Origin of the sequence: Allobosea sp. Leaf344, assembly GCF_001426225.1 — a bacterium.
GTDB lineage: Bacteria > Pseudomonadota > Alphaproteobacteria > Rhizobiales > Beijerinckiaceae > Allobosea.
In genome coordinates, this window is the sequence record NZ_LMRT01000001.1 from 491,045 (window position 1) to 515,613 (window position 24,569).

A 24,569-nucleotide genomic window follows, 5' to 3' on the forward strand; every position below is an offset into this window, starting at 1 on the left:
GGCTTAGCCGCGGGCCAGCGCCGAGGACAGCTCCGGCTTCACGTTCAGCGTCTGGAACACCACGCAATAGCGCTCGGTCAGCTTCAGCAGCGTGTCGAGCTTGTCCTGCGGCGCATCCGTTTCGACCTCGAAGGACAGGCGGATCGCCCTGAAGCCGACGGGCGCATCCTTGGCGACGCCGAGCGTGCCACGGAAATCGAGATCGCCCTCGGCCCGTACGACACCCTTCTTCAGCTCGATCTCGAGCGCGGTGGCCACGGCCTTCAGCGTCACGCCGGCGCAGGCGACCAGCGCCTCCAGCAGCATGTCGCCGGAGCAGAGCTCCGCACCGGAGCCGCCCGTGGCCGGATGCAGCCCGGCCAGCGCGATGGCGCGGCCGGTCTCGACCTTGCAGGCGATGTGCTGGTCGTCCAGCTCGCCCTGCGCCTTCAGCGTGATCACCGCCGCATCGGGCGTCTCGCGGTACTGCTCCTTGAGCGGGGCCTGGAGGGCGCGGAGGGCGGTGACATCCATGGCAGAAACCTCGGTTCGACGTGACAGGGGAAATCAGGGGGGTGATAGCCGCGGCGCCGGCATTCGGGAAGCGGGCAGCCCGGTGTGACGCGGCGGCGGCCGGCTACCACCACATGCCGGCGGTCTCCGCCGCCTTGTGCTGGTTCGGCGCCTCCTTGCGCAGCGATGCGCCCAGGCTGCGCAGCGCCTCGCGCTTCAACGCCTCGAAGGCCGGCGAGAGCGGGTCGCGCGGGCGGGCGAGCGGGTTGTCGATCTCGTCGAAGATCCGCCCGGGCCTGGGCTGCATCACCAAAATGCGGTCCGCCAGCGTCACCGCCTCCTCGACATCATGGGTCACCATCACCACGGTCGGGCGGCTCTCCTCCCAGAGCGACAGGAGATGCCCGTGCAGGCTGGTGCGGCTGGTGGCGTCCAGCGCCGAAAACGGCTCGTCCATCAGCAGCAGCTTCGGCCGGGTCACCAGGGCGCGGGCGATGGCGACACGCTGCTGCTGGCCTCCCGAGAGCTCCCGCGGCCAGCGCTTCTCATATCCGCCGAGCCCGACGCGGACCAGGGCGTTGGCGACCAGCCCCTCGCGGGCGAAGGCGCCGAGATGGGCCAGGCCGAAGGCGACGTTGTCGGCGACGCTGAGCCAGGGAAACAGGCGCGGCTCCTGGAAGATCACGCCGACATCGGCACGCGGCTCGCGGATCTCCTCGCCCTCCAGGACGATCCGCCCGGCGCTGGCCTGGTCGAGCCCCGCGATCAGGCGCAGCAGCGTGGTCTTGCCGCAGCCCGAGCCGCCGAGCAGTGCGAGGATCTCGCCGGTGCCGACCCGCACGCTGATCTCGGCGAGCGCCTGGGTGCCATCGGCATAGGTCTTGGACAGCGTGTCGAAGCGCAGCATGAGACGGCTTTCAGAGCTTGCCGCGGCCCAGATCCTGCCAGGCCAGGAAGGGACGCGTCAGGGCGAGGAGCAGGCCGTCCGCCAGTTTTCCGAGGACGGCGAAGGCGATGATGGCGGCGATGATCGTGTCGGGGCGTCCGAGCTGCTGGCCGTCGACGAGGAGATAGCCCAGCCCCTCGCTGGCCCCCATGATCTCGGCCGCGACCACGAACATGAAGCCGAGGCCGAGGCCGGAGCGCAGGGCCGTGAACCAGGCCGGCAGGATGGCCGGCAGCAGGACCCGCCGGACCATCTGCAGCCGCGACAGCCTGAAGACACGGCCGACCTCGATGATCTTGCGGTCGATGTCGTGGATCGCGGCGGCGACCCCGAGATAGACCGGGAAGAACACGCCCACCGCGATCAGGGCGACCTTCGAGGCCTCGAAGATCCCGAACCAGAGGATGAAGAGCGGCACCCAGGCGATCGAGGGAATGGCACGCAACGCCTGCAGCGTCGGGTCGAGCAGGCCGCGCGCCACCGGCAGGGCGCCGGTCAGGGCGCCGAGCGCGGTGCCGATGCCGGCGCCGATGCCGAAGCCGGCGGCGACGCGCGACAGGGTCGCGACGCTGTGGGTGAGCAATTCGCCCGAGACGGCAAGGCTCCAGAGCGTCTGGAAGACCGCGCTGGGCGGCGGCATCAGCCTGGTATTGGCCAGGCCCGCCCGCGCCACCCCTTCCCAGAGCGCCGCGAGGGCGATCGGCAGCAACAGGCCGGCGAGGCCGAGCCGGCCCCAGCGGCCCGGCCCGGCCGGCGCGGCCCGGTCAGCGGCATCGCTGCCCATCGTCACTGCTGCCAGCCCGCGCCCGCTCAGTTCGAGGCGGCGGCGAAGCGGCGGTCGAGCAGCGCGTCGACGGCCGCCTTCACATCGGTCTCGGCCGGCAGCACCCCGGCCTGCTTCAGCGCCAGCCCGGCGGCGAGGATGGTGTCGGCCTGCGCCTGGCCGATGCCGGAATGGGTCAGCTCGGTGCGGGTCAATTGCCGCTCGATGACCGCTTCGGAGAGTTTGGTGTAGCCGACCAGAACCTTCTTCAGTTCCTCGGGATTGGCGAGAGCGAAGCGGCGCGCCTCCTCATAGGCGCCGATCACCGTGCGGACGAGCTCGGGATTGGCGGCGGCGAACGCCTCGCGGACATTCAGGATGCCCCAGGTATTGTCCTCCGCCTTGCGGTGGAACAGCCTGGCGCCGCTCTCGATCTCGGCGGCGGCCATCAGCGGGTCGAGCCCCGCCCAGGCATCGACGTCGCCGCGCTCCAGCGCCGTGCGCCCATCGGCATGCTGCAGCAGGACGAGCTTGACGTCCTTCTCCGTCAGCCCCGCCTCGGCCAGCGCCCGGACGAGGAAGATATGCGGATCGGTACCGCGGGTCACGGCGACGCGCTTGCCCTTGAGATCGGCGACCTTGCCGATCTCGCTCTTGGCGCCGGTGACCAGCGCCGTCCATTCCGGGCGGGAATAGACATAGATCGACTTGATCGGGTTGCCGTTGATCTTGCCGATCAGGGCGGCCGCCCCGGCCGTGGAGCCGATGTCGAGAGAGCCGGCGTTCAGGAATTCCAGAGCCTTGTTGGAGCCGGCCGACTGCACCCAGCGGACCTTGACGCCGGAGGGCGCGAGCGCCTTTTCCAGAAGGCCCTGCTCCTTCAGCACCAGGCTGATCGGGTTGTAGGTCGCGAAATCGACGCGGATTTCGCGTGGCGCCTGGGCCGGCGCGGGGCCGGTCGTGAGGGCGAGAGAGCCGGCCGCCAGCGCGGCGAGGGCAAAGCGACGTGTGATGATCTTCATGGCCGACGATCCTTGATCCGCAAGGGACCGGACGCTGCCGCACCCCCGCTTTAGCTGCACTTGTTTCGCGCCCGCAAGCTGTTGCTCAAATCGGCGCGTATCCTTCTTATAGGTCGATCCGTTCTGTATGTCAAACAACACATCGATCTCCGGGCAATCATATATTTCACGCTGTGGTGCGTATAATTTTCCCCGTTCCTCGGCATCGGCCCCGTGCTAGGAGCACCGGATCGTCCAGCTTCGGATAAGGTGTCGCCTCGTGTCCCTCGCCGCTGCCTTGCCGCCGATCCCGCTGGCGTTGTTCCTGGAAAAGCCGGCGCTGGCGGTCGAGCGCGTGGTCGAGGCGGTGGCGGAGCAGCCGCGCGAGGAACTGCGGCCGGCGCTTGTCGGCGTCCTGCGCGGCATGCTCGACGAAGGCCATGCCACGGCGAAGGAGATCCTGAAGGGTCCGCGCAACGGGCTGGCCTGCGCGATCCGAATTTCGGCGGTGATGGATGCGGTGGTCTCCTGCCTGCACCATGCCGCGGTGACCCAGTTCTATCCAGTGCAGAACCCCTCGGCCTCCGAGCGCATCGCTGTGATCGCGGTCGGCGGCTATGGCCGCGGGACGCTCGCCCCCGGTTCGGATGTCGATCTGCTCTTCCTGTTCCCGCACAAGCAGACGGCCTGGGGAGAAAGCGTGGTGGAAGCGATGCTCTACCCGCTCTGGGATCTGAAGCTGAAGGTCGGCCATTCCGTCCGCTCGATCGAGGATTGCGTGCGCGAGGCGCGCGCCGACATGACGATCCGCACGGCGCTGCTGGAGGCGCGCTTCCTCTCGGGCGACCGCGCCCTGTTCAGCGAGATGGTGCGGCGCTACCAGGCCGAGGTGGTGGAGGGCAGCGCCCAGGCCTTCACCGAGGCGAAGCTCGCCGAGCGCGAGACACGCGTGCGCCGGGCCGGCACCTCGCGCTATCTGGTGGAGCCGAACGTCAAGGACGGCAAGGGCGGCCTGCGCGACCTGAACACCCTGTTCTGGATCGCGAAATACGCCTACCGCGTCGAGGATGTGCGCGCCCTGGTCAGCGCCGGCCTGTTCGACCGCAAGGAACTGCAGATGTTCCAGCGTTCGGAGGAGTTTCTCTGGCGGGTGCGCTGCTGGATGCATTTCATCACCGGCCGCGCCGAGGAACGGCTGTCCTTCGATCTGCAGCGCCAGGTGGCGGCGGCCATCGGCTATGCCGGGCGCAGCGGCCAGGCGCCGGTCGAGCGCTTCATGAAGGCCTATTTCCTCGTGGCCAAGGATGTCGGCGACCTCACCGCCATCGTCTGCGCGGCGTTGGAAGCGCGCCAGCAGAAGCCGCGCGCCAGCCTCAGCCGGCTGCTCGGCTCGTTTTCCAAGCGCAGCCGGGTTCGCAAGCTCGGCCATCCCGATTTCACCCTGAAGAGTCAGCGGCTCAGCATGATCGACGACGACGCTTTCGAGCGCGACCCGGTGAACCTGCTCCGGCTCTACGAGATCGCCAGCCGCGACGACCTCGCCATCCATCCCGACACCAGCCGGCTGGTGACGCAGTCGCTGCGGCTGGTGACGACGCAGATGCGCAACGATGCCGAGGCCAACAAGATCTTCCTCGAGATCCTCACGGCGCGGCGCTCGCCGGAGGTGGTGCTGCGCCGGATGAACGAATCCGGGCTGCTCGGCCGCTTCATCCCGGATTTCGGGCGGGTCGTGGCGATGATGCAGTTCAACATGTATCATCACTATACGGTCGACGAGCATCTGATCCGCTCGATCGGCGTGCTCGCCGAGATCGATGCCGGCGCGCTCGAGGCCGAGCATCCGCTCGCCAATGTCGTCCTGCCGACCATCGCCAACCGCCGCGCGCTCTATGTCGCGCTGTTCCTGCACGACATCGCCAAGGGCCGGCCGGAGGATCACTCGCTGGCCGGCGCCCGCATCGCCCGCAAGCTCTGCCCGCGGCTGGGGCTGAGCGACGCGCAGACGGAGACCGTGGCCTGGCTGGTCGAGCATCATCTCGACATGTCGACCGTGGCGCAGAGCCGCGATCTCGGCGACCCCAAGACGATCGAGACCTTCGCGGCGACGGTGCAGACGCTGGAGCGGCTGAAGCTGCTGCTGATCCTGACGGTCGCCGACATCAAGGCGGTGGGGCCCGGGGTCTGGAACGGCTGGAAGGGTCAGCTGCTGCGCACGCTCTATTACGAGACGGAAGTGGTGCTGGCGGGCGGGCATTCCGCCATCGAGCGCAAGGCGCGGGTCGAGAAGAAGCAGGATGCGCTGAAGGCGACGCTGTCCGATTGGAGCGCGGCCGAACGCAAGGCCTATCTCGCCAGGCATTACCCCGCCTATTGGATCAAGACCGATCTGCCGCGCCAGGAGAAGCATGCGCGTTTCCTGCGCCAGGCCGAGACCGAGGGCCGCAGCACCGCGACGCTCGTCGAGACCGACCAGTTCCGCGGCGTGACCGAGCTGACCATCCTCGCCCCCGACCATCCGCGCCTGCTCGCCATCGTCACCGGCGCCTGCGCCGCGGCCGGCGGCAACATCGTCGATGCGCAGATCTTCACCACCACCGACGGGCTGGTGCTCGACACGATCTATGTCTCGCGCGCCTTCGAGCAGGATGATGACGAGCTGCGCCGGGCCGAACGCATCGCCGCCGCCATCGAGCGGGCTCTGAAGGGCGAGATCAAGATCGCCGATCTGGTCGCACAGAGACGGGCGCCGCCGCCGCGCGGGCAGACCTTCCAGCTCGCGCCGGAGGTGATCATCGACAATGTCCTGTCGGCGCGGCACACGGTGCTGGAGGTCTCGGGCCTCGACAGGCCGGGGCTGCTCTATGATCTGACCACCGCGATCGGCAAGCTCAACCTCAACATCGCCTCCGCCCATATCGCGACCTTCGGCGAGAAGGCGGTCGACGTGTTCTACGTCACCGACCTGACCAATGCGAAGGTGGTGAGCACGGCGCGCCATCTCGCCATCCGCAAGGCGCTGCTCGAGGTCTTCACGCTGGATGCCGAGCGGACCGTCGCCGCGCGGGCCAAGGCTGCCGCCCGCGCTTGATTTCGCGGCCGACAAGTCCGATATCGGCCTCGAATGGCGCCGCATGCCGCAGGCGGGCGGCCCCACTGGCGATGGCACGACACAGTTTGAATTGGATGATGCGATGACGCAGAACCCTGCGACCGACGAACCCACGCCCGAGCTGCAGGACGGCCAGGCCGCCTCTCCCGAGGCTTTCCTGGCGGGGGAGCTGACCCGCGTCGAGGCCGAGCGCGACGACCTCAAGGACAAGCTGCTGCGCACGCTGGCCGATATGGAAAATCTTCGCCGGCGGACCGAGCGCGAGGTCTCCGACGCCAAGGCCTATGCGGTCACCAGCTTCGCCCGGGACATGCTGGGCTCGGCGGATAATCTGCGCCGTGCTTTGGAAAGCGTGCCGGATGCGGCGCGCGCCGGCAATGAGGCGGCGCTGAAGGCGCTGATCGAAGGCGTCGAGCTGACCGAGCGCGACCTGCTGAAGACCCTGGAGCGGCACGGGGTGAAGAAGCTCGAGCCGCAGGGCGAGAAATTCGACCCCAACATGCATCAGGCGATGTTCGAGGCGCCGGATGCCGAGATCCCCAAGGGCATGGTCTCGAAGGTGGTGCAGAGCGGCTACAAGATCGGCGAGCGGGTGCTGCGCCCGGCGCTGGTGGGGGTTTCCGCCGGCGCGCCGAAGCCCAGCGAAGCCGCTCCGACCGGCGAGGCCGGCGACGGCGCGGCCGGTCACTGACCGGTGGTCGAGGCCGCGGGCGTCGCCGTCTTTGCCCTGACCGGCGCGCTGGTGGCGGCCCGCAAGGGCATGGACCCGTTCGGCTTCATCCTGCTCGGCATCGTCACGGGGGTGGGCGGCGGGACGCTCCGTGACCTCGTGCTCGGCCGCACCGTCTTCTGGGTGCAGGATCCGACGGACGTGCTGCTCTGCTCCGGCGTCGCCTTGGCGGCCTGGTGCTTCTCCTATGCCAGGCCGGGGCTGATGGATGGCTGGGCGGGCAAGCGCCTGCTGGTCTGGGCCGATGCCGCGGGGATGGCGCTGTTTGCGGTGATCGGCACGCTGAAAGCCCTGGACAGCGGCGTGCCCATGCTGTCGGCGACGGCCCTGGGCGCGATGACGGCCACTTTCGGCGGCATCCTGCGCGACATCCTGGCCGGCGACCGGCCGATGGTGCTGTGGAGCCGGGATTTCTACGTCACCGCCGCCGCCGCCGGCGCAGCCGCGACGGCGCTGCTCGCCGGCTTCGGCGTGCATCCCGCGGTGGTGATGCTGGGCGGGCTCCTAGTCGGCTTCGGCCTGCGCGCGGGATCGATCCTGTTCGGCTGGTCGTTCCCGCCGCTGCCGGGTCACGGCAGCTGAGGCGGCGGCGTCACGCGGCGCAGGGTCAGGTTCAGGCGTCCGCCCTGCGGCAACAGCGCCGATGAGCCGGCGAGAATGCGGTCGATGCCGTGATAGGCGAGGCGCGCCGCGCCGCCGAACGAGAGCGCATCGCCCGAGGCCAATTTGAGCGAGACCGTGCGGCCGCCGCGCTGCGTGCCGCCGATGCGAAACAGGGCGGTGTCGCCGAGCGACAGCGACAGCACCGGCGCCTCGAAATCCTGCTCGTCCCTGTCCTGATGCAGGCCCATCCGGGCGCTCGCCTCGTAGAAATTCACCAGGCAGGCCTCGGGCGGATGTGGGTAGCCCGACAGCTCCCGCCAGGCCTGCATCAGGATGGGCGGCATGGCGGGCCAGGGCTGCCCGGTCTGCGGATGGGCGGGCTGGTAGCGATAGCCGCGCTCGTCGGACACCCAGCCCAGCGCGCCGCAATTGGTCATGCGCACCGAGAAGGGCTTGCCGGTGCCGGGCATGCGCGGGACGAAGAAGGGCGCGGCCCGCGCGATCTCGCGCAGCGCCGCCACCAGCTCGCTTTGGGCGCTGGCGTCGAGATAGCCCGGCCAATGCGTAACGCCCGGCGCGACGACCAGCTTCATGGCCGTCAGAGCGCCTCGAGGCCCAGCACATCGGCCATGCTGTAGAGGCCGGGCTTGCGCCCCCTGCCCCAGAGCGCGGCCTTCACCGCCCCCCTGGCGAACAAGCCGCGATCCTCGGCGACATGGGCGAGCTCGATGCGTTCGCCGGCGCCGGCGAAGATCACCTTGTGCTCGCCGATCACCGTGCCGCCTCGCAGCGAGGCGAAGCCGATCGTGCCCGGCGGGCGCGCCCCGGTCTGGCCGTCGCGCACGGCGACGCGGCTCTGCGCGAGATCGACGCCCCTGCCCTGCGCCGCGGCCTCGCCGAGCAGCACGGCCGTGCCGGAGGGCGCATCGACCTTCATGCGATGATGCATTTCGAGGATCTCGATGTCCCAATCGGTGCCGAGCGTTGCGGCGACCTTGCGCACCATCGCGGCCAGGAGATTGACCCCGAGCCCCATGTTGCCGGAGCGGATGATCGGGGCGTGGCGGGCCGCGGCCTCGAGCTTCGCCAGATGCTGCGGCTCGAGCCCGGTGGTGCCGATGATATGGGTGATGCGCGCCTGGGCGCAGAGCCCGGCGAACTCGACCGTCGCCTCGGGCGAGGAGAAATCGAGCACGCCATCCGCATCGACGAAGGCCGGCAGCGCCTCGTCGGTGACCGGAACGCCCGCGGGTGGCAGCCCCGCCAGCACCGCCGCATCCTGCCCGATGGCGGGCGAACCGGGGCGCCCGATCGCCGCCGCGAGCGTGCAGCCCGGCGTCTCGTGAACCGCTTTGATCAGCATCCGGCCCATGCGGCCGGCGGCCCCGACGACGACGAGACGCATATCGGTCATGGCAGCAGGCTCCGCGCGGCATTCGACGTGACGGCCCTACAGGACGAGGGCGCGGGAGTCGAACGCAAAACGGCCGGGCGAGGCCCGGCCGTTCGACGTCTCAGATCAGCTGGATCAGCCGGCGGCCTGGATGCCGGAGAGTTTCCAGGCGCCGCCGCGCTCGCGCACGAAGGTCCAGAATTCCGTGACCTCCTGCACCTGCGCCGGATCGCCGTCGACGACCTTGCCGGAGGCGCGCTCATACAGCGCGTTGATCAGGCTGAAGCGCATCGAGACGGTGGCGTAGTCGAGATTGCCCTCGCGCCAGGCTTCCGACAGGTCGCCCTGCAGCAGCTTGACGTCGGAGACGCGGTCGACGAGCCCCTTGCGGACGTTGTTCGTCAGATCCTCGTCGAAGAAGCCGAACATTTCCGGCGTCGTGACGCGGCGCAGGCCGGCCTCGTCCTCATTGGAATAGCTGGCGTTGACCTCGGTCAGCAGCTTCTCGAACGCCGCGAAATCGGCATCGACCAGCTCGAGCGGCGCGGTCGCGGGGGCTGCCGAACCGCCGCCGAGCATGGCGCCGAGACGCGGCGACACCGGCTGCTGCAGCGGCTCGCGCGGCAGCGGCGCGCCGCCGGCCGCGGCCATCTGCGGCTCGGAGCGGCGGCGGAAGAAGCGGATCGCCAGCCAGATGGCGCCACCGATCAGGGCGATCTGCAGCAGGAAGCCGAGCATGCCCGCGAAGGAGGCGAGGCCGCTGAAGAAGCCGGAGCCCGACAGCATGCCGAACAGGCCGGCACCGAGCAGACCGGCGCCGAGACCCATCATCAGATTGCGCGCCATGGAGGGCCGAGCGGCCTGCGCCGCGGCGCCGGCGGCCTGGCTCGCGGCCGGGGCCTGCGTGGGCTGCGCGCTGCGCTGGAAGGGCTGGGCGCCATTGGGCGCCGTGTTGGTGCGGGCCGGCGCGGATTCGGTGCGCGAGCCGCGGCTGCCGAAGCCCTTGCCGCCACCCGGGCGCGCCTCGGCGACAATCGGCACCAGCAGCAGCGCGCCGGCGAGAACTGCGATGACCCGGCCACGCCGGGCGAGCGAAATCAGAGACATGGTTCCTCCCGGAGCCCCCCTCGGGCTCTCTTCCGGCCAATATGGTGAGAGCATCCGGGCGACGCAAGAGTTCCGGATCGAAGCCTTTGGACTCCCTTTAAAACACAAAGAATAGATGTGGTTTCGGCAAGTCCTTCGATCGTGCTAGAGTTGCATCGGGCGGCGCTGTCGGTGTTCCGCCACGGAGGGATGCGGCCATGGGCGCCATCTCATCTGCCGGAGCCTGGTGCGGTCGCACGTTCTACGTGCTGGCCCTGGCAGGAATGACCGCGCTTTCCGCAGCGCCCGCCGCCGCCGAAGCGCCGCGCGCGCTGGAGCCGCCGCGCCTGACCCAGACGCCTGAGCCCCTGTGCTTCTGCTGGAATGACGGGCGCAAGATCCCCGAAGGCGCCTCGGCCTGCATCAGGACCACGCAGGGCCGGCGGCTCGCCGCCTGCGGACGCGTCATCAACATGATGTCCTGGCAGGTCACCGAGCAGCCCTGCCCGGAAAGCTGAGGCGGAGCGCGCCTGAACCGCAACGAAAAACGCCGCCGGTGGCCCGGCGGCGCTTGAAAAAATGTCCAGTCGGTTCAGCGGGGGCTGACGATCGTCAGACGGCGCCCAGAACGACGGCGAGCATGAATACGAAGGCCGCACCCATCATCAAACGGTCGAGACGTAGCGTGAGGCTCATCACACCCTCCTGTGTCATTGACCTGACCTCAGGCTAGCAGAACTGACGGTGGCCGCAAGGGGGCGGCTTCGTGGCGGCGAGCCGGCGCCACGAAGAGTATCGCTAAAAGAGTGTTAAACCACTGTAGCGGATTGGGGATAACGCGCTCTAAGCTTCGGCACCGACAAGTCTTTCCAGCGCCTTTGCCACCGCGATGACGACTTCGTCTGCGCCGAATCCGGCGATGATCTGAATGCCGACCGGCAGCCCTCGCGGACCCTGCAGCACCGGTATGGTGAGGCAGGGCACGCCGAGCAGCGTCCAGAGCCGGTTGAACTTGGAATCCCCGGTCGAGCCTATCGTGTCCGGCGCCTCGCCCGGCGCGGCATAGGAGATCACCACGTCGCAGGCGCCGAAGAAGCCGCGCGCCGCGTCACGGCCCCGGCGCGAGAGCCGGCGCGCCTCGTCATAGCTCGCGGCACCGGCGGATTGGACGCCGTCGAGATAGCTGCGCAGCTTGGGCGGGATCGCCTCGCGATGATGCCGGTATTCCCAGGCGAGGGCGTGGCGGGCCTCGTAATCCTGCAGCGGCGCATGCGCCTCATAGGCCGCGGCCAGGGCGGCAGGCGTCTCGAGAGGCACGATGACCGCTCCCGCCGCCGCGGCGATCTCGGACAGGCGCTGCAGCGCCGTCTCGCAAGCGGGTTCGGCCGCGCCGGCGAAATCCTGGCGCGTCACGCCGATCCGCAGGCCCTGCAGCGTGGCGGGGCCGGCATCGAGCTCCGGCCGCTGCGCGATCGCCGCCAGCGCCAGCCCCAGATCATCGGCGCTGGCCGCCATCAGGCCGAGCGTGTCGAGCGACCAGGAAAAGGGCTTCACGCCGACGGTGGGCAGCAGGCCATAGGAGGTCTTGATCGCTGCGACCCCGCAATAGGAGGCCGGTCGGATGACCGAGCCACCGGTCTGCGTGCCGATCGCGAGCGGGATCATCCCGGCCGCGACCGCGGCGGCGGATCCGGCCGAGGAGCCGCCGGGGCTGGCCGTCGCGTCATGGGGGTTATGGGTGGGGGCCGGGTCGAGAAAGGCGAAGGCGGTGGTGTGGGTCTTGCCGGCGACGCTGGCGCCGGCCGCCTTCAGCGCCATCACGATCGGGGCGTCGGCGCGCGGCTGCCAGCCCTCATAGATCGGCGAGCCCATCCGCGTCGGCAGATCGGCGGTGTCGATGATGTCCTTGACCCCGCAGGCGATGCCGGCCAGCGGGCCGGTGCCGGCGCGGAGCCCCTCCGGCCGGCTGGCGAAGGCCTGGATCGCCGGCTCGCGCGCGTCGATCCGCTCCTGCGTCGCGGCGAGTTCGGCCTCGGCCGTGCTCTTGCCCGCGCTGACGCGCCCGACGATGTCCCGCACGCTCAGCATGCTCATTCTCCGATGATCGAAATGATGAAGCCGGTGCCGCGCCGCGCCAGCGGAATGGCGAGGAAGGCGGTCAGCGCGGCGCAGGGCCAGGCGATGGCGAAGGCCTTCATCCAGCGCGCCAGGAAATCGGGCGGCAGGCCGAGATTGAGGATGGTGACCAGGGCCGTCATCAGGAAGGCCATCACGCCGGACATCAGAATGGGGAAGATGAAACGCGCCTTGCCGGTCATGCAGGTCACTCCTCGCTGCCGGTCCCTGTCTGGCATGCGGCGGCGCGGCTCGCCAGCGCCATGCCGGCGATCCGGCCTGCGCGACAAGCAATTCTCGCTTCGCGCCGTCTCCGGCCCCGCCGGCCCAGATGCCCTTCGGAGAGCCCGTGAGGGCGCGTTAACAGCGCGTTAACCGCGCCGCCAAAGTTAATCCCGCTGTGGCGGCACGGGCTCACCGGGTTGAGAAACCGTTCACGAACAGGGTCGCATTTGATCCTTCATGCGACGCATTCATCTCGCCCTCATCGCCCTCGGCGTGCTCGGTACCGGGCTCGCAGGCTGCGGCAAATTCCAGAAGCCGCAGCGCGCGGCCTGGCGCGACCAGGCGGAGGCGGCCTGCCTCTCCTCGCGCCAGGTGCAGCTCTCGGCCTATGTCAGCCTGCGCGGCAAGCCGATCGACGGGCCGGGCACCTGCGGCATGGAGAAGCCGCTGCGCGTCCAGGCCTTCGCCAATGGCGGGATCGGGCTGACCAGCACCGCCACCCTCTCCTGCCCCGTGGTGGCGACCACCGACAAATGGCTGGCCGAGGTGGTGCAGCCCGCGGCGCAGAACGTGCTGGGCGCGCAGGTGATCGAGATGCGCGCCGGCTCCTATTCCTGCCGGGCGATGAACAACGGCTCCGGCACCAGCCGGACCTCCGAGCACGCCTATGGCAATGCCGTGGACGTGTTCTCCTTCCGGCTGAACGACGGCCGCAACATCACGGTCAAGGATGGCTGGCGCGGCTCGCCGGAGGAGCAGAACTTCCTGCGCGAGGTGTTCGTCGGCGCCTGCGAGCATTTCTCGACGGTGCTGGGCCCGGGCGCCGACCTGTTCCACTACGACCATTTCCACATCGATCTCGCCCGGCATGCCCGCGGCCGCAAGATCTGCAAGCCGATCATCAAATACACGCCCAATTACAACCTGCCGCCGCCGGATCCGGCACGGCCCTATCTCTCGGCCCAGCCGCGGGATCGCGGCGTCGTGGCGGCGCCGGTGGTGGCTGCCGGCCCGCTGCTGCGGCAGCCCGGCGAGGGGCTTCGCCCGCCGGGCACCGTGCAGGGCGGCTATCCCCTGGCCTATCGCGGCGGCTCGTCGCTCGACGCGCAGCGCCGCTTCATCGAGGAGCCGGCGAGCCAGCCGCTGAACCAACCGCGCCGCCCCTATGAGGAGCCGATGCCGACGCCGACCCGCGGCCCGCTGCAATTGCCGGGATCCGTGCCGCCGACGGAGGAGATGATCATCGGCGACGACGAGGGAACGGGCGTGCTCGACCAGGAGGGGATGGATCAGGGCGTGCCGGCGATCTCGCCGCAGAAGGACCCCTTCGCCTACAGCTCCGGGCGCAACCCGCGGCGCTGAGCGCCGCGGAGGGGCCTCGACTGCCCGCCGGAACGGGGCTCCCTCGGCGTCAGCGCGCCAGCAGCACCTGCCGGCACTCGGCCGGCAGCGCATCCAGCGACATCGGCGGCTTCGGCCTGGCGGGTTTGCCGCTCGGCTTGGGCGGCGAGAAGATCGCCTTGTGCTGGCGCTCGACCCAGCCGCTCAGCTCCTCGCCGCAGCCATCCCCGGAGCTCGGCGGCTCCTGGCCGTCGCAGCCCTCCATGCCGGCCGGGCAGCTCATCCGCACGTGAAAATGATAGTTATGGCCCCAGATCGGCCGCACCTTGCCGAGCCAGCCGCGATCGCTGCCGGATTCCCGGCAAAGCGCGACCTTCAACGCCGGATTGACGAAGATGCGCTCGACCCGCGGATCGCTGGCCGCCGCCCTGATCAGCCTGGTATGGGCCGGCGTCCAGTGCCTGGGATCGACGTCGCGCCAATCGGCCCTGGCCATGTTGACCGCCGGCATGTTCTCGCGCTCCTGCGCCGTCAGTCGCTGGCGCGGCATCGGGGTCAGCCAGAGATCGGCGTCGAGCCCGATCTGATGCGAGGCGTGGCCGGTCAGCATGGGACCGCCGCGCGGCTGCGAGATGTCGCCGACGAGCAGGCCCGGCCAGCCATTGATGCGCGGCACGTCCCGGGCGAGCTTCTCGAGATAGTCGATCAGCACCGGGTGGCCCCAGTTGCGGTTGCGGTTGAGCCGCATCACCTGCCAGCTCGGCCCGTCGACCGGCAGCGCCGTCGCCCCGGCGAGGCAGCCGCGCGCATAGGATCCGATGGCGCGCGCCTCCAGGCTCGCCGGTGCGGTCTTCTGTCCGAAGAGCGACCGCGCGGCATCGGGATAGGCGGCGATATTGGCGGCCCGGCGCTTCGCCTCCTCGTCGGCGGTCGATTGCGCCCGGGCCATCACCGGCGCGACCATCGCCAGAGCGAGGCAGGACAGGCCGGCGATTCGACGATTCACTGCATGCATCGCGCGAGACTCGCCGGTTTGACCGGATCGCGTCAAGCGAGCGCGGCGCTTTTGCCGATGGACAAGCCGGCGGCGACGCGGCAGCCTGAGCGCAACGAGAGCGGCAGCGCCGAAGCGGGCGCTCGCCGACGCGTCCGCCGGGGAGAGAGACCGCCATGACCGATTTCAGCATCGACCGCCGCCACCTCCTGGCCGCGCTGGCGGCGGGCCTCGCCCTGCTGGGGGGTGCCGCCGCGCAGGCGCCCTGGCCGCAGGGCCGCACGCTGAAGCTGGTCGTGCCCTTTCCCCCCGCCGGGGCGACGGATGTGCTCGGCCGGCTGGTGGCCGACAAGCTCGGCCAGAGCTGGGGCACGAATTTCGTCGTCGAGAACCGGGCCGGCGCCGGCGGCAATATCGGCACGGATGCGGTGGCCAAGGCCGAGCCGAACGGCGATACGCTGCTGATCGTCTCGGTCGGCATGGCCACCAACCAGTATCTCTATCCCAAGCTCAACTACGACCCGGCCAAGGATCTGGCGCCGATCACCATGGTGGCGATGGTGCCGAACCTGCTCGTCGTCAACAACGAGCTGCCGATCAGGAGCGTGGCCGAGCTCGTGGCCTATGCCAAGGCCAATCCCGGCAAGCTGACCTATGGCTCCTCCGGCATCGGCACCTCGGTGCATCTCTCCGGCGAGCTGTTCCAGAAGCTGACCGGGACGAAGATGGTCCATGTCCCCTATCGCGGCACGGCCCAGGCGACGCAGGATCTGATCGGCGGGCGGATCGACCTGATCTTCGACAACATCACCCAGGCGCTGCCGCATGTGCGCGCCGGCTCGATCCGCGGGCTCGGCGTCACCACGGCGCAGCGCGCGCCGACGGCGCAGGAATTCGCGCCGATCGCCGAGACCGTCCCCGGCTTCGACGTCTCCTCCTGGTTCGCGCTGTTCGCACCGGCCAAGACGCCCCAGGCGATCATCGACAAGATCCAGGCCGACACCAAGGCCGGGCTCGCCGACCCCGTCCTGCGGGAGAAGATGGACGCTCTGGCGGCGCAGCCGGTCGGCAACAGCCCGGCCGAGATGGCGGCCTTCCTGCAGGCCGAAATGAAGCGCTGGGGCGATCTGATCCAGGAAGTCGGCGTCAAGATCCAGTAGCGGCACCCGCCGGCGCCCGCGCCGGTGGAACCAGTTCCGTCAGGCTGACGTTCTCCGTTCGCCGCCACGGGTTGCGTGGCGCGACTGGAGAAGGGTTGCCGCCATGTCCACCACAGTTATCATCATCCTGCTCGTCATCCTGCTGTTCGGCGGCGGCTTCTATGGGCATCGCAGCTACGGCACGGCGGGGCTCGGCGGCGTGCTCGGCCTCGTGCTGGCGATCGTGATCGTGCTGTGGCTGCTCGGCGCGCTGGGCGGGGTGCCGGTCAGGGCCTGACCGGTTCAGGCCGCGTTCGACCGTTCCCAGACGGTGATCGCGGCCGCCAGGTCCTCCAGCGAGACACCTGTCGATTTGAAGACGGTGATGCCGCTGTCGGGGTGCGGTCCGGAGATCGTGCCCCGGCAGAGCTCACCGAGCGTCCCGAGCACCTGATCGGCGCTGTAGCTGCCCTCGCGGATCGCCAGAGCGACGTCGCCGCCCTCCTCGATCGCCTTGCTGGAATCGACGACGACGCGGCCGCGCTGCAGCGCTTCCGCGTCCGCCTCGCGCATCTGCATGGTGAAGGCGCCGACGAGATCGAGATGGGCGTGGCGCTTCAGCCAGCGGCCATGGATCAGCGGCTCCGTCGCATTGGTGGCGCAGGAGATGATGTCGGCGGCGCGCGCCTCCCCTTCCAGATCGGTCACCGCACGCGCCGCGATGCCGTCCCGCGCGAGATCGTCGACCACCGCCATCGCAGCCTCGGGCCGGCGCGCCCAGATCGCGATATCGGTCAGCGGCCGGACGGAGCGATGGGCGCGGATCAGGAAGGGCGCGAGATTGCCGGCGCCGACCATCAGCATGCGGCTGGCTTCGGGATAGGCCATGTAGCGGGCCGCCAGCGCCGAGGCGCAGGCCGTGCGCCAGACCGTGAGGCGGTTGCCATCCATCACCGCGAGCGGCTGGCCGGTCTCGCCATCCATCAGCAGATAGGCCCCCATCACCCCCGGCAGATTGCGCTTGCCGTTGCCGAAGAAGACCGAGACGATCTTGGTCCCGATATAGGGCCGCTGCGCCTCCGGCCCGCTCCAGGCCGGCATCACCAGGAGCACGGCCTGCTCGCCCGGCCGCTCGATGCTGTGATGGGCGCGTGGCGGCATCACCACATCGGAGCGGAAGGCGAGGTCGAGCCCGTCGATCAACCCCTCGAAGCTGAGCGCGGCGTCGATCTCGGCGGCGTTGAACAGGCGCATCTCAGTTGCGTCCGCTGGTCAAAGCCGGCAGCGCGGAATCCGGCACGGCGGAGCGCAGCATCTGGGTCTCGTTGCGCAGCGCCTCGGCTTCCCGGCGGTTGCGGCGCGCCGCCTTGCGATGCCGGCTCTGGCCGATCCAGGACGCGAAGCCGCCGATCAGCACGCCGAGCGCCAGCGCGATGAGCACCACGGCGAAGAGCGGGACCTGATAGGCCAGCACCGGATTCTCCAGGCTGACCGGATCGAAGGAGACGCGCACCGGCGCCCGGTTGGCGACGGAGAACAGGACGATCGCCAGCGCCACCGGAACCAGGATGAGCGCCTTGAAGAAGGATTTCATTGCTATCTCCTCGCGGCTGCGGGCCTGAATTCGGTCAGGGTCGAGCCTGGCCCCGCCGGCCTGCCGGGTATGATGGGTCTCGCCGCTGCGGCGCCGCTCAGGCCTTGCCGTTGAGCCTGAGGCGCAGCTCCTTGCCGGTCTTGAAGACCGGCACGAATTTCTCCTCGACCTCGACCGCGTCGCCGGTGCGCGGATTGCGCCCGACACGGGCCGAGCGGGCCTTGCGGGAAAAGGCACCGAAGCCGCGCAGCTCGACCCGGTCGCCGCGGGTCAACGCCTTGACGATCTCGTCGAGGATGGCGGTGACGATGGTTTCGATGTCACGCTGATACAGATGCGTGTTGCGTTCGGCAATGCGTTGGACGAGCTCTGATTTAATCATTGTTCTAGCATAACCACTTGTAGCAACATCATTTTTCGAGGGCAGGCTGCCAGAGCGCCAAGGGCGCGTCAAGCTGCAAACCGAGGGGCTGTTCGGCGGCGCGGGCGATCAGCGCCGCGACGCTCTGCAGCCCCGCGGCCCGTGCCAGCGCCTCGCCCGCGCTCCAGATGCCGAAGGAGGACGACTCGCTGCGCCGGCGCCAGTCGCGGATCGGCAAATCTTTCGCCACCCCCTTCTCGCGCTCCAGCCAGCCGATCGCTTCCTCTTCGCCGCCGATCGCATCGACCAGCTTCAGCGACAGGGCCTGGCGGCCGGAATGCACGCGCCCGTCGGAGACCGCGGCGAGTTCCGCATCGGCGAGCTTGCGCCGGTTCTGCACCAGGCGCTTGAACCAGTCGTAATTATCCTCGACCACGCGCTGCAGCGCGGCGCGCGCCTCCGGCGAGGTCGGCTCGAAACCGCTCGGCGCCGCCTTCAGCGGGCTCGATTTGACGGTCTCGATATTGACGCCGAGCGTATCGAGCAGCCGCCCGACATTGGGGATCTGGAACAGCACGCCGATCGAACCGACAAGCGAGGTCTGCCGGGCCACGATATGGTCCGAGCCGAGCGCGGCGATATAGCCGCCAGAGGCGGCGAGCCCGTCGACCACCGCGACGACCGGCTTCTTGGCCGCGAGCTGGCGCAGCGCGTCATGCAGCGCTTCCGAGCCGGTGGTGGTGCCTCCGGGGCTGCTGATCGACAAAAGGACGGCGGAGGCCTTGCTGGTCTCCAGAGATTTGATCAGCTCCAGGGTGCGCCGATCGCCGGAGATGAATCCGGAGATGGTGACCCGCGCGACATGGGCCTGGGCCAGCGTGCCCGGCGTGCGGCCGGACCAGGCCAGGCCGGCGACGACCGCGACGGCGACCACCGCCAGCGCGGCGAGCAGCCGCCACAGCGTCAGTTTTCGCCGCAGACTGCGACGGTCTGCGAGCAGATCGGCATCGGACGACATCGGTGAAACGCTCCGTTCGTGGTCCCGTGATGTAGACGCCCGCGGGCGGGCGGGCAAGGTGACCGAAAGGCACCAGGCCTCAGGCCGCGACGTGGCCCCGCGCCCGGTCCAGCGCCAGCAAGGCGAGGCCGCTGGCGACCGAGCGGAAGGCGTCGCCGACATGGATGCGCCCGGCGCCGAAGCGGCGGTCGAACAGCGCCCGCACGGCGGGGACATGGGAGGTGCCGCCGGTCATGAACACGGCCTCGATCGCGCCCGAGCCGAGCCCCGCCTCGGCCAGGGCCCGGTCGAGCGCGGTCTCGATCGCGCCGACATCCTCGGCGATCCAGCTCTCGAAATCATGCCGGGTAATCGGCGTCTCGATGGCGAGGGAGAGCTGCTTGAAGCGCAGCACGGTGGCGTCGGCGCCGGAGAGCGCGATCTTGGCGGCGGAGACCGCCCGGTAGAGCTCGTAGCCGAGATCATATTCGATCACCGTCAGCAGATCCTCGAGCTTGCGCGGCTCGACCGCGTCGCGGATCAGCGCGTGCAGCTCGGCCAGGGTCTCGCGGCTCTTCATCAGCGAGAGCCTGTGCCATTGCGCGAAGGCGGCATGGTAATGCGCCGGGATGGGCAGGAGCTTCTCGAAGGAACGGTATTGCGAGCCCTTGCCGAGCCGCGGCGAGACGGCGTGCTCGATGATACGATAGTCGAAAGTGTCGCCGGCGACGCCGACGCCGGCATGCGACAGCGGGATCGCGTCGAGCCGGCCCTGCGCGCCGGGCTCGAAGCGCATGACGGAGAAATCGCTGGTGCCGCCGCCGAAATCGGCGACCAGCATGGTCTGCGCCCGCTTCAGGTCACGCGCGTACCAATAGGCCGCGCCCAGCGGCTCATAGGCGAAATCGACCTGCGCCATCCCGGCCTTGGCATAGGAGGCGCGCAGCCGGCCGAGCGCCAGCTCCTCGTCGGGCCGCTCGCCGGCGAAGACCACGGGCCGGCCGGAGACGAGCGGCGTCGCGCCGAGCCCGTCCAGCCCCGCCGCGAGATCGGACAGGAACACCCCGATCAGATCCTCGAGCCGGTAGAGTTTTCCGAACAGCCGGGTCTCCTGGAAGGCGCGGCTGGAGAGATAGGTCTTGAGCGACTGCAGGAAGCGATGCTCCGTCGTCATGCCCAGCGCCATGTCGAGCGCGTCGGGGCCGCTGACATGGGCGATATGGCTTTTGGGCGGGCGGCCCTCGCGCCAGAACATCAACGCCGAGCGATAGGCGTCGACCGCACCCTGCCGCGTGGCGAAGCTGCGGGTCGTGACCGCGCCATCCGCGTCGGCCAGGGCCACCACGCTGTTGGTGGTGCCGAAATCGATGCCGATGGCGGCGGTGGGCATGGGATGGGTCCTGTCGGGAATGGGATGAGGGCGAGTGGCGAGTGGCGAGTGGCGAATGGGGAATGGGGAATGGGGAATGGGGAATGAGGAAGCGAAGCTTCTGATTGCGGCAAGGAACGCGTTACCCACTCGCCATTCGCCACTCGCCATTCGCCACTCGCTATTCGCCACTCGCCATTCGCCCCGATCCTTTCGCCGAAACAAAAGCCCGCGCGGATCGCTCCGCGCGGGCTGCGATGGGGGCCGGCCGCCGGAGCGGCCGAGGCCTCACTTCTTCTCGGTCGTCGCCTTCTTGAGGGCGGCGCCCAGGATGTCGCCGAGCGAGGCACCGGAATCGGCGGAGCCGTACTGGGCCATCGCCTCCTTCTCCTCGGCCATCTCCAGAGCCTTGATCGAGACCTGGATCTTGCGGGCCTTCTTGTCGAAGAGGACGACGCGGGCATCGACCTTCTCGCCGGCCGCGAAGCGCTCGGGGCGCTGCTCGGACCGCTCACGCGCGATTTCGGCGCGCTTGATGAAGGTGGTCATGTCGGTGCCGGCGATCTTCACGTCGAGACCGGCCTCCTTGACCTCGATCACCTCGCAGGTGACGACCTGGCCCTTCTTGAACTCGCCGGCATCCACGAAGGGATCGCCGCCGAGCTGCTTCAGGCCGAGCGAGATGCGCTCCTTCTCGACGTCCACATCGAGCACGACAGCCTGCAGCATGTCGCCCTTCTTGTATTCCTCGATGACCTGCTCGCCCGGACGGTTCCAGTCGAGATCCGAGAGGTGGATCATGCCGTCGATATCGCCTTCCAGGCCGAGGAACAGGCCGAACTCGGTCTTGTTCTTGACCTCGCCCTCGACCACCGAACCGGACGGGTGGGTCTCCGCGAAGACCTCCCACGGGTTGCGCAGGGTCTGCTTGAGGCCCAGCGAGATGCGGCGCTTGACCTGATCGACCTCGAGGATCGCGACATCGACTTCCTGGGAGGTCGAGACGATCTTGCCGGGGTGGACGTTCTTCTTGGTCCAGGACATCTCCGAGACGTGGATGAGGCCTTCGATGCCCGGCTCCACCTCGACGAAGGCGCCGTAATCCGTGATGTTGGTGACGCGGCCCTTGAGGCGCGCACCGACCGGATAACGGGCGGCGATGCCATCCCACGGATCGGCGAGCAGCTGCTTGATGCCGAGCGAGATGCGGTGGGTGTCCTGGTTGATCTTGATGATCTTGACCTTGACCGTCTGGCCGATGGTCACGACCTCGGACGGGTGGTTGACGCGGCGCCAGGCCATGTCGGTGACATGGAGCAGGCCGTCAATGCCGCCGAGATCGACGAAGGCACCGTATTCCGTGATGTTCTTGACGACGCCGTCGATGACCTGGCCCTCTTCGAGCGAAGCCACTAGCTCGGAGCGCGCCTCGGCGCGGGTCTCTTCGAGGACGGTGCGGCGCGACACGACGATGTTGCCGCGGCGGCGATCCATCTTGAGGATCTCGAAGGGCTGCGGCTGGCCCATCAGCGGGCCGACGTCGCGGATCGGACGGATATCGACCTGCGAGCGCGGCAGGAAGGCGACGGCGCCGTCGAGATCGACGGTGTAGCCACCCTTGACCGTGTTGAAGATGACGCCCGAGACCTTCTCGCGAGCCTCGAAAGCCTTTTCGAGCTTGACCCAGCTCTCCTCGCGGCGCGCCTTGTCGCGCGAGATGACGGCTTCGCCCAGCGCGTTCTCGATCCGGTCCAGATAGACCTCGACCTCGTCGCCGACCTTCAGCTCCTGGTCACGGCCCGGGCCGGTGAATTCCTTGAGCGCGACGCGCCCTTCCGTCTTCAGGCCGACATCGATGATCGCCATGTCCTTCTCGATGGCGACGACGATGCCCTTGATGACGGAGCCTTCCAGCGCATCGTTGCGATTGAAGGACTCTTCGAGCAGGGCGGCGAAATCCTCGCGGCCTGCATTATAGCTCTCTACGGCTGACATATGTGCTCCTGACGCCGGGCGCGTATCCCGCGCATGACCGGCAAGCGCCGATTGGGTTGGTGTTGCGGGCCGGATCCGCACGACGGCGCCTCCGAAGAGGGATGCCTGGGTCGAGCCTGCGCCGAGGGCGCCGGGGCTCTGGCAGGCGGCGCTGGGCCGTCGCTTGAATCCGCATCGGAAGGGTCCGCTCCAAACACCAAACGGGAGCCGGCCCTTCGGCCGCTCCCGGCGCATGATCGATCACGGCCATTCGGACAGTCGCGATGTAGTGGAAAGCGGGTTTCAGGGCAAGAGGCCAGGCCGGAGCCCGGCCCGCTCCCCGGCGGCGCGAGCCCGCCTCAGAACTCCGACCAGCCTCCGCCGCCGCCGGCGGCGGCCCGGCGCGCCGGGGCGGGCGCGGGCGCGGGCGCCCGGGCGGGCTGGCGGACCGCCCCCATATGCGGCGCCGCCTGGCGCAGCTCGGCCAGGACGCTGCCTTCGAGATCGCGCGAGATGCCCCCCGACAGGCGGAACTGGGTGACCATCTCCTTGAGGGCGGCAGTCGCCTGCTCGAGCTCGCGCGCGACGCCGGCGCTCTGCTCGGCCATGGAGGAGTTCTGCTGGGTGATGTCGTCCATATGGGCGACGACCTTGGCGACCTCCTCGATGCCGTTGGCCTGTTCGGCCGAGGCGCTGGAGATGTCGCCGAGGGCGGAGGCGACGCTGGTCGAGGAGGTGACGATCTCCGACAGCGCGGTGCCCGCATCCTGGACCAGCTTGACCCCGCTCGCCACCTGCTGGGTCGAGTTCAGGATCAGCTTCTTGATGTCGTTGGCCGCCTCGCTGGAGCGCTGGGCGAGAGCCCGCACCTCCGAGGCCACCACCGCGAAGCCCTTGCCGGCATCGCCGGCGCGCGCCGCCTCGACCGCGGCGTTCAGCGCCAGGAGATTGGTCTGGAAGGCGATGTTGTCGATGACCGTGATGATCTCGGCGATGTCGTTCGAGGCCTGTTCGATGCGCTGCATCGCGCCGACCGCCTCGGTGACGATGGTGCCGCCCCGCTTGGCGACCTCATTGGCCTGGGCACCGAGCTCGGTCGCCTCCTGGGCCCGCCCGGCGCTCTGCTTCACGGAGGCCGAGAGCTCCTCCGTCGTTGCCGCCGTCTCCTCCAGGCTGCTCGCCTGCTCCTCGGCGCGCTGCGCGAGATTGCGGCTGTCATGGCTGATCCGCGTCGCGCCGGACGAGATCTGCACCGAGATCTCCGAGACCGTGCGGATGACCCCGGAGACCGAATCGAGCAGCTCGTTCACGCCCTGGCAGAGATCGGCGATCTCGCCGCTCTTGCCCAGCGTGTCGACGCGGCTGGTGAGATCCTTGTTCATCGCGGCCTGGACCACGGTGCGGGTCTCGGCGACGGCCAGGCGCAGCACCTCCTGCGCCGCCTTGGTGGCAGTGATGTCGGTCGCGAATTTCACCACCTTGTAGGGCTTGCCGAGCGCGTCGAAGATCGGGTTGTAGCTCGCCTGGATCCAGATCTGGCGGCCGCCCTTGCCGAGGCGGAGATATTGCCCCTCGTCATATTCGCCGCGGCCGAGCTTCTCCCAGAAACGGGCGTAATCCGAGGATTTGCGCTCCTCGGCCGCGATGAACATGCTGTGATGCTTGCCGATGATCTCGGAGCGCTGATAGCCCAGCGCATCGAGGAAGTTCTGGTTGGCGTCGAGGATGTTGCCCGCCAGATCGAAGGAGATGATCGCCTGCGACTTGTTGATCGCCGCGATCTGCCCTTCGAGATCGGCGAAGACGCTCTTGGTCGCGGTGATGTCGGTGGCGAATTTGACCACCTTGACCGGCTTGCCGGCGCTGTTGAGGATCGGCGTATAGGTCGCCTGCAGCCAGATCCGCTTGCCGCCCTTGCCGACGCGCAGGAACTGGGCCTCAATGGCCTCGCCCGCCTTGAGCCGGCTCCAGAACGCCGCATAATCGGAAGACGACGCATAGCCGCTTTCGACGAAGAGAGAATGATGCTTGCCGACCACCTCAGAGCGGTCATAGCCGACGACGCGCAGGAAATTGTCGTTCGCCTCGAGGATGCGACCGGTCACATCGAATTCGATAACCGCTTGCGAGCGCCTGATGGCGGCAGCTTCGCCTGCCACGCTCTTGCCGCCGAATATGCCCAGTGCCACGGTCGCTCTCTCCTCTGTCGCTGGCCCGACGCCAGCGGAACATGGTTACCGTATGGGCAAATTCCTGACCGTACGTTAATAACGGCCCTAATCAGAAATGATCTTCGTTATATTTTTACGGAAAGATTGACCTTAAGAGTGAAAT

At 68.9% G+C, this 24,569-nt stretch carries 24 protein-coding genes; 7 read left to right on the forward strand and 17 right to left on the reverse strand.

Translation table 11 applies throughout. From position 1 onward, the window contains the following. Positions 1 to 3 precede the first annotated feature (3 nt). From ASG72_RS02310 to ASG72_RS02325, 4 genes are all read right to left on the reverse strand, one after another. Positions 4 to 513 (reverse strand): OsmC family protein, encoded by a 510-nt coding sequence (locus ASG72_RS02310; RefSeq protein ID WP_056708382.1) that lies wholly within the window; start codon positions 511 to 513, stop codon positions 4 to 6. Between the two features lie 103 nt (positions 514 to 616). Then, a complete protein-coding gene (locus ASG72_RS02315) occupies positions 617 to 1,399 on the reverse strand; it encodes an ABC transporter ATP-binding protein (RefSeq protein WP_056708385.1) in 783 nt (260 codons plus the stop codon). A gap of 10 nt (positions 1,400 to 1,409) precedes the next feature. Continuing rightward, the gene (locus tag ASG72_RS02320; RefSeq protein WP_082540009.1) at positions 1,410 to 2,222 is read right to left on the reverse strand and encodes an ABC transporter permease; all 813 of its coding nucleotides are present in this window, start codon (positions 2,220 to 2,222) and stop codon (positions 1,410 to 1,412) included. Between the two features lie 26 nt (positions 2,223 to 2,248). Beyond that, positions 2,249 to 3,223: an aliphatic sulfonate ABC transporter substrate-binding protein gene (locus ASG72_RS02325; protein ID WP_056708392.1), complete on the reverse strand. Its 975-nt coding sequence runs from the start codon at positions 3,221 to 3,223 to the stop codon at positions 2,249 to 2,251. 319 nt (positions 3,224 to 3,542) lie between these two features. On the opposite strand from ASG72_RS02325, the gene ASG72_RS02330 reads away from it, so the two are divergent. From ASG72_RS02330 to ASG72_RS02340, 3 genes are all read left to right on the forward strand, one after another. Then, positions 3,543 to 6,293, forward strand: a complete 2,751-nt coding sequence (locus ASG72_RS02330) for a [protein-PII] uridylyltransferase (protein ID WP_244488707.1) — start codon at positions 3,543 to 3,545, stop codon at positions 6,291 to 6,293. Between the two features lie 103 nt (positions 6,294 to 6,396). Further along, entirely contained in the window at positions 6,397 to 7,005 is a 609-nt protein-coding gene (gene grpE, locus ASG72_RS02335; protein ID WP_056709897.1) for a nucleotide exchange factor GrpE, read from the forward strand. 3 nt (positions 7,006 to 7,008) lie between these two features. Beyond that, a complete protein-coding gene (locus ASG72_RS02340) occupies positions 7,009 to 7,626 on the forward strand; it encodes a TRIC cation channel family protein (protein WP_056708395.1) in 618 nt (205 codons plus the stop codon). Here the strand turns inward: ASG72_RS02340 and ASG72_RS02345 are convergent. The 3 genes from ASG72_RS02345 to ASG72_RS02355 all read right to left on the reverse strand — a co-directional run bounded on the left by ASG72_RS02345 (position 7,614) and on the right by ASG72_RS02355 (position 10,147). Continuing rightward, positions 7,614 to 8,240, reverse strand: a complete 627-nt coding sequence (locus ASG72_RS02345) for an alpha-ketoglutarate-dependent dioxygenase AlkB (protein WP_056708398.1) — start codon at positions 8,238 to 8,240, stop codon at positions 7,614 to 7,616. The two genes, ASG72_RS02340 and ASG72_RS02345, sit on opposite strands and share 13 nt — an antisense overlap. Before the next feature lie 5 nt (positions 8,241 to 8,245). Continuing rightward, positions 8,246 to 9,052: a 4-hydroxy-tetrahydrodipicolinate reductase gene (gene dapB / locus ASG72_RS02350; RefSeq protein WP_056709898.1), complete on the reverse strand. Its 807-nt coding sequence runs from the start codon at positions 9,050 to 9,052 to the stop codon at positions 8,246 to 8,248. Between the two features lie 123 nt (positions 9,053 to 9,175). Then, a complete protein-coding gene (locus ASG72_RS02355) occupies positions 9,176 to 10,147 on the reverse strand; it encodes a Tim44 domain-containing protein (RefSeq protein WP_056708401.1) in 972 nt (323 codons plus the stop codon). Positions 10,148 to 10,344: 197 nt separating this feature from the next. On the opposite strand from ASG72_RS02355, the gene ASG72_RS02360 reads away from it, so the two are divergent. Beyond that, positions 10,345 to 10,644, forward strand: coding sequence for a hypothetical protein (locus ASG72_RS02360; protein ID WP_156395756.1), 300 nt, complete (start codon positions 10,345 to 10,347; stop codon positions 10,642 to 10,644). A gap of 325 nt (positions 10,645 to 10,969) precedes the next feature. Here ASG72_RS02360 and ASG72_RS02365 read toward each other — a convergent pair whose 3' ends face one another. Beyond that, positions 10,970 to 12,214 (reverse strand): amidase, encoded by a 1,245-nt coding sequence (locus ASG72_RS02365; protein ID WP_056708408.1) that lies wholly within the window; start codon positions 12,212 to 12,214, stop codon positions 10,970 to 10,972. A gap of 2 nt (positions 12,215 to 12,216) precedes the next feature. Continuing rightward, positions 12,217 to 12,444 (reverse strand): DUF2798 domain-containing protein, encoded by a 228-nt coding sequence (locus ASG72_RS02370; protein ID WP_056708409.1) that lies wholly within the window; start codon positions 12,442 to 12,444, stop codon positions 12,217 to 12,219. 259 nt (positions 12,445 to 12,703) lie between these two features. Here ASG72_RS02370 and ASG72_RS21215 point away from each other — a divergent pair, with 259 nt between their 5' ends. Next, positions 12,704 to 13,828, forward strand: coding sequence for an extensin family protein (locus ASG72_RS21215; protein ID WP_056708413.1), 1,125 nt, complete (start codon positions 12,704 to 12,706; stop codon positions 13,826 to 13,828). Positions 13,829 to 13,877: 49 nt separating this feature from the next. On the opposite strand, the gene mepA is transcribed toward ASG72_RS21215, so the two are convergent. Next, entirely contained in the window at positions 13,878 to 14,822 is a 945-nt protein-coding gene (gene mepA, locus ASG72_RS02380) for a penicillin-insensitive murein endopeptidase (protein ID WP_056708416.1), read from the reverse strand. A gap of 155 nt (positions 14,823 to 14,977) precedes the next feature. On the opposite strand from mepA, the gene ASG72_RS02385 reads away from it, so the two are divergent. Beyond that, the gene (locus ASG72_RS02385; protein ID WP_056708420.1) at positions 14,978 to 15,961 is read left to right on the forward strand and encodes a tripartite tricarboxylate transporter substrate binding protein; all 984 of its coding nucleotides are present in this window, start codon (positions 14,978 to 14,980) and stop codon (positions 15,959 to 15,961) included. A 103-nt stretch (positions 15,962 to 16,064) separates the two neighbouring features. Then, a complete protein-coding gene (locus ASG72_RS20150; protein WP_082540010.1) occupies positions 16,065 to 16,238 on the forward strand; it encodes a DUF3309 family protein in 174 nt (57 codons plus the stop codon). A 5-nt stretch (positions 16,239 to 16,243) separates the two neighbouring features. Here the strand turns inward: ASG72_RS20150 and ASG72_RS02390 are convergent, their stop codons facing one another. The 7 genes from ASG72_RS02390 to ASG72_RS02420 all read right to left on the reverse strand — a co-directional run bounded on the left by ASG72_RS02390 (position 16,244) and on the right by ASG72_RS02420 (position 24,424). Beyond that, a complete protein-coding gene (locus ASG72_RS02390; protein WP_056708423.1) occupies positions 16,244 to 17,194 on the reverse strand; it encodes an ornithine cyclodeaminase family protein in 951 nt (316 codons plus the stop codon). Position 17,195: 1 nt separating this feature from the next. Next, a complete protein-coding gene (locus ASG72_RS02395) occupies positions 17,196 to 17,534 on the reverse strand; it encodes a LapA family protein (protein ID WP_056708426.1) in 339 nt (112 codons plus the stop codon). Positions 17,535 to 17,631: 97 nt separating this feature from the next. Continuing rightward, positions 17,632 to 17,961 (reverse strand): integration host factor subunit beta, encoded by a 330-nt coding sequence (gene ihfB / locus ASG72_RS02400; RefSeq protein ID WP_280137736.1) that lies wholly within the window; start codon positions 17,959 to 17,961, stop codon positions 17,632 to 17,634. Continuing rightward, positions 17,945 to 18,913 carry a signal peptide peptidase SppA gene (gene sppA, locus ASG72_RS02405; protein WP_056708435.1) on the reverse strand — a complete coding sequence of 323 codons (969 nt, stop codon included), beginning with the start codon at positions 18,911 to 18,913 and terminating at the stop codon, positions 17,945 to 17,947. Before sppA ends, ihfB begins: the two co-directional genes overlap by 17 nt. A gap of 79 nt (positions 18,914 to 18,992) precedes the next feature. Beyond that, positions 18,993 to 20,282, reverse strand: a complete 1,290-nt coding sequence (locus ASG72_RS02410) for an Hsp70 family protein (protein ID WP_056708438.1) — start codon at positions 20,280 to 20,282, stop codon at positions 18,993 to 18,995. Between the two features lie 267 nt (positions 20,283 to 20,549). Beyond that, positions 20,550 to 22,256 (reverse strand): 30S ribosomal protein S1, encoded by a 1,707-nt coding sequence (rpsA, locus tag ASG72_RS02415; RefSeq protein ID WP_056708441.1) that lies wholly within the window; start codon positions 22,254 to 22,256, stop codon positions 20,550 to 20,552. A 338-nt stretch (positions 22,257 to 22,594) separates the two neighbouring features. Next, on the reverse strand, positions 22,595 to 24,424 hold the full coding sequence (locus tag ASG72_RS02420) for a methyl-accepting chemotaxis protein (RefSeq protein ID WP_056708443.1): 1,830 nt from the start codon (positions 24,422 to 24,424) through the stop codon (positions 22,595 to 22,597). Positions 24,425 to 24,569: the final 145 nt, after the last annotated feature.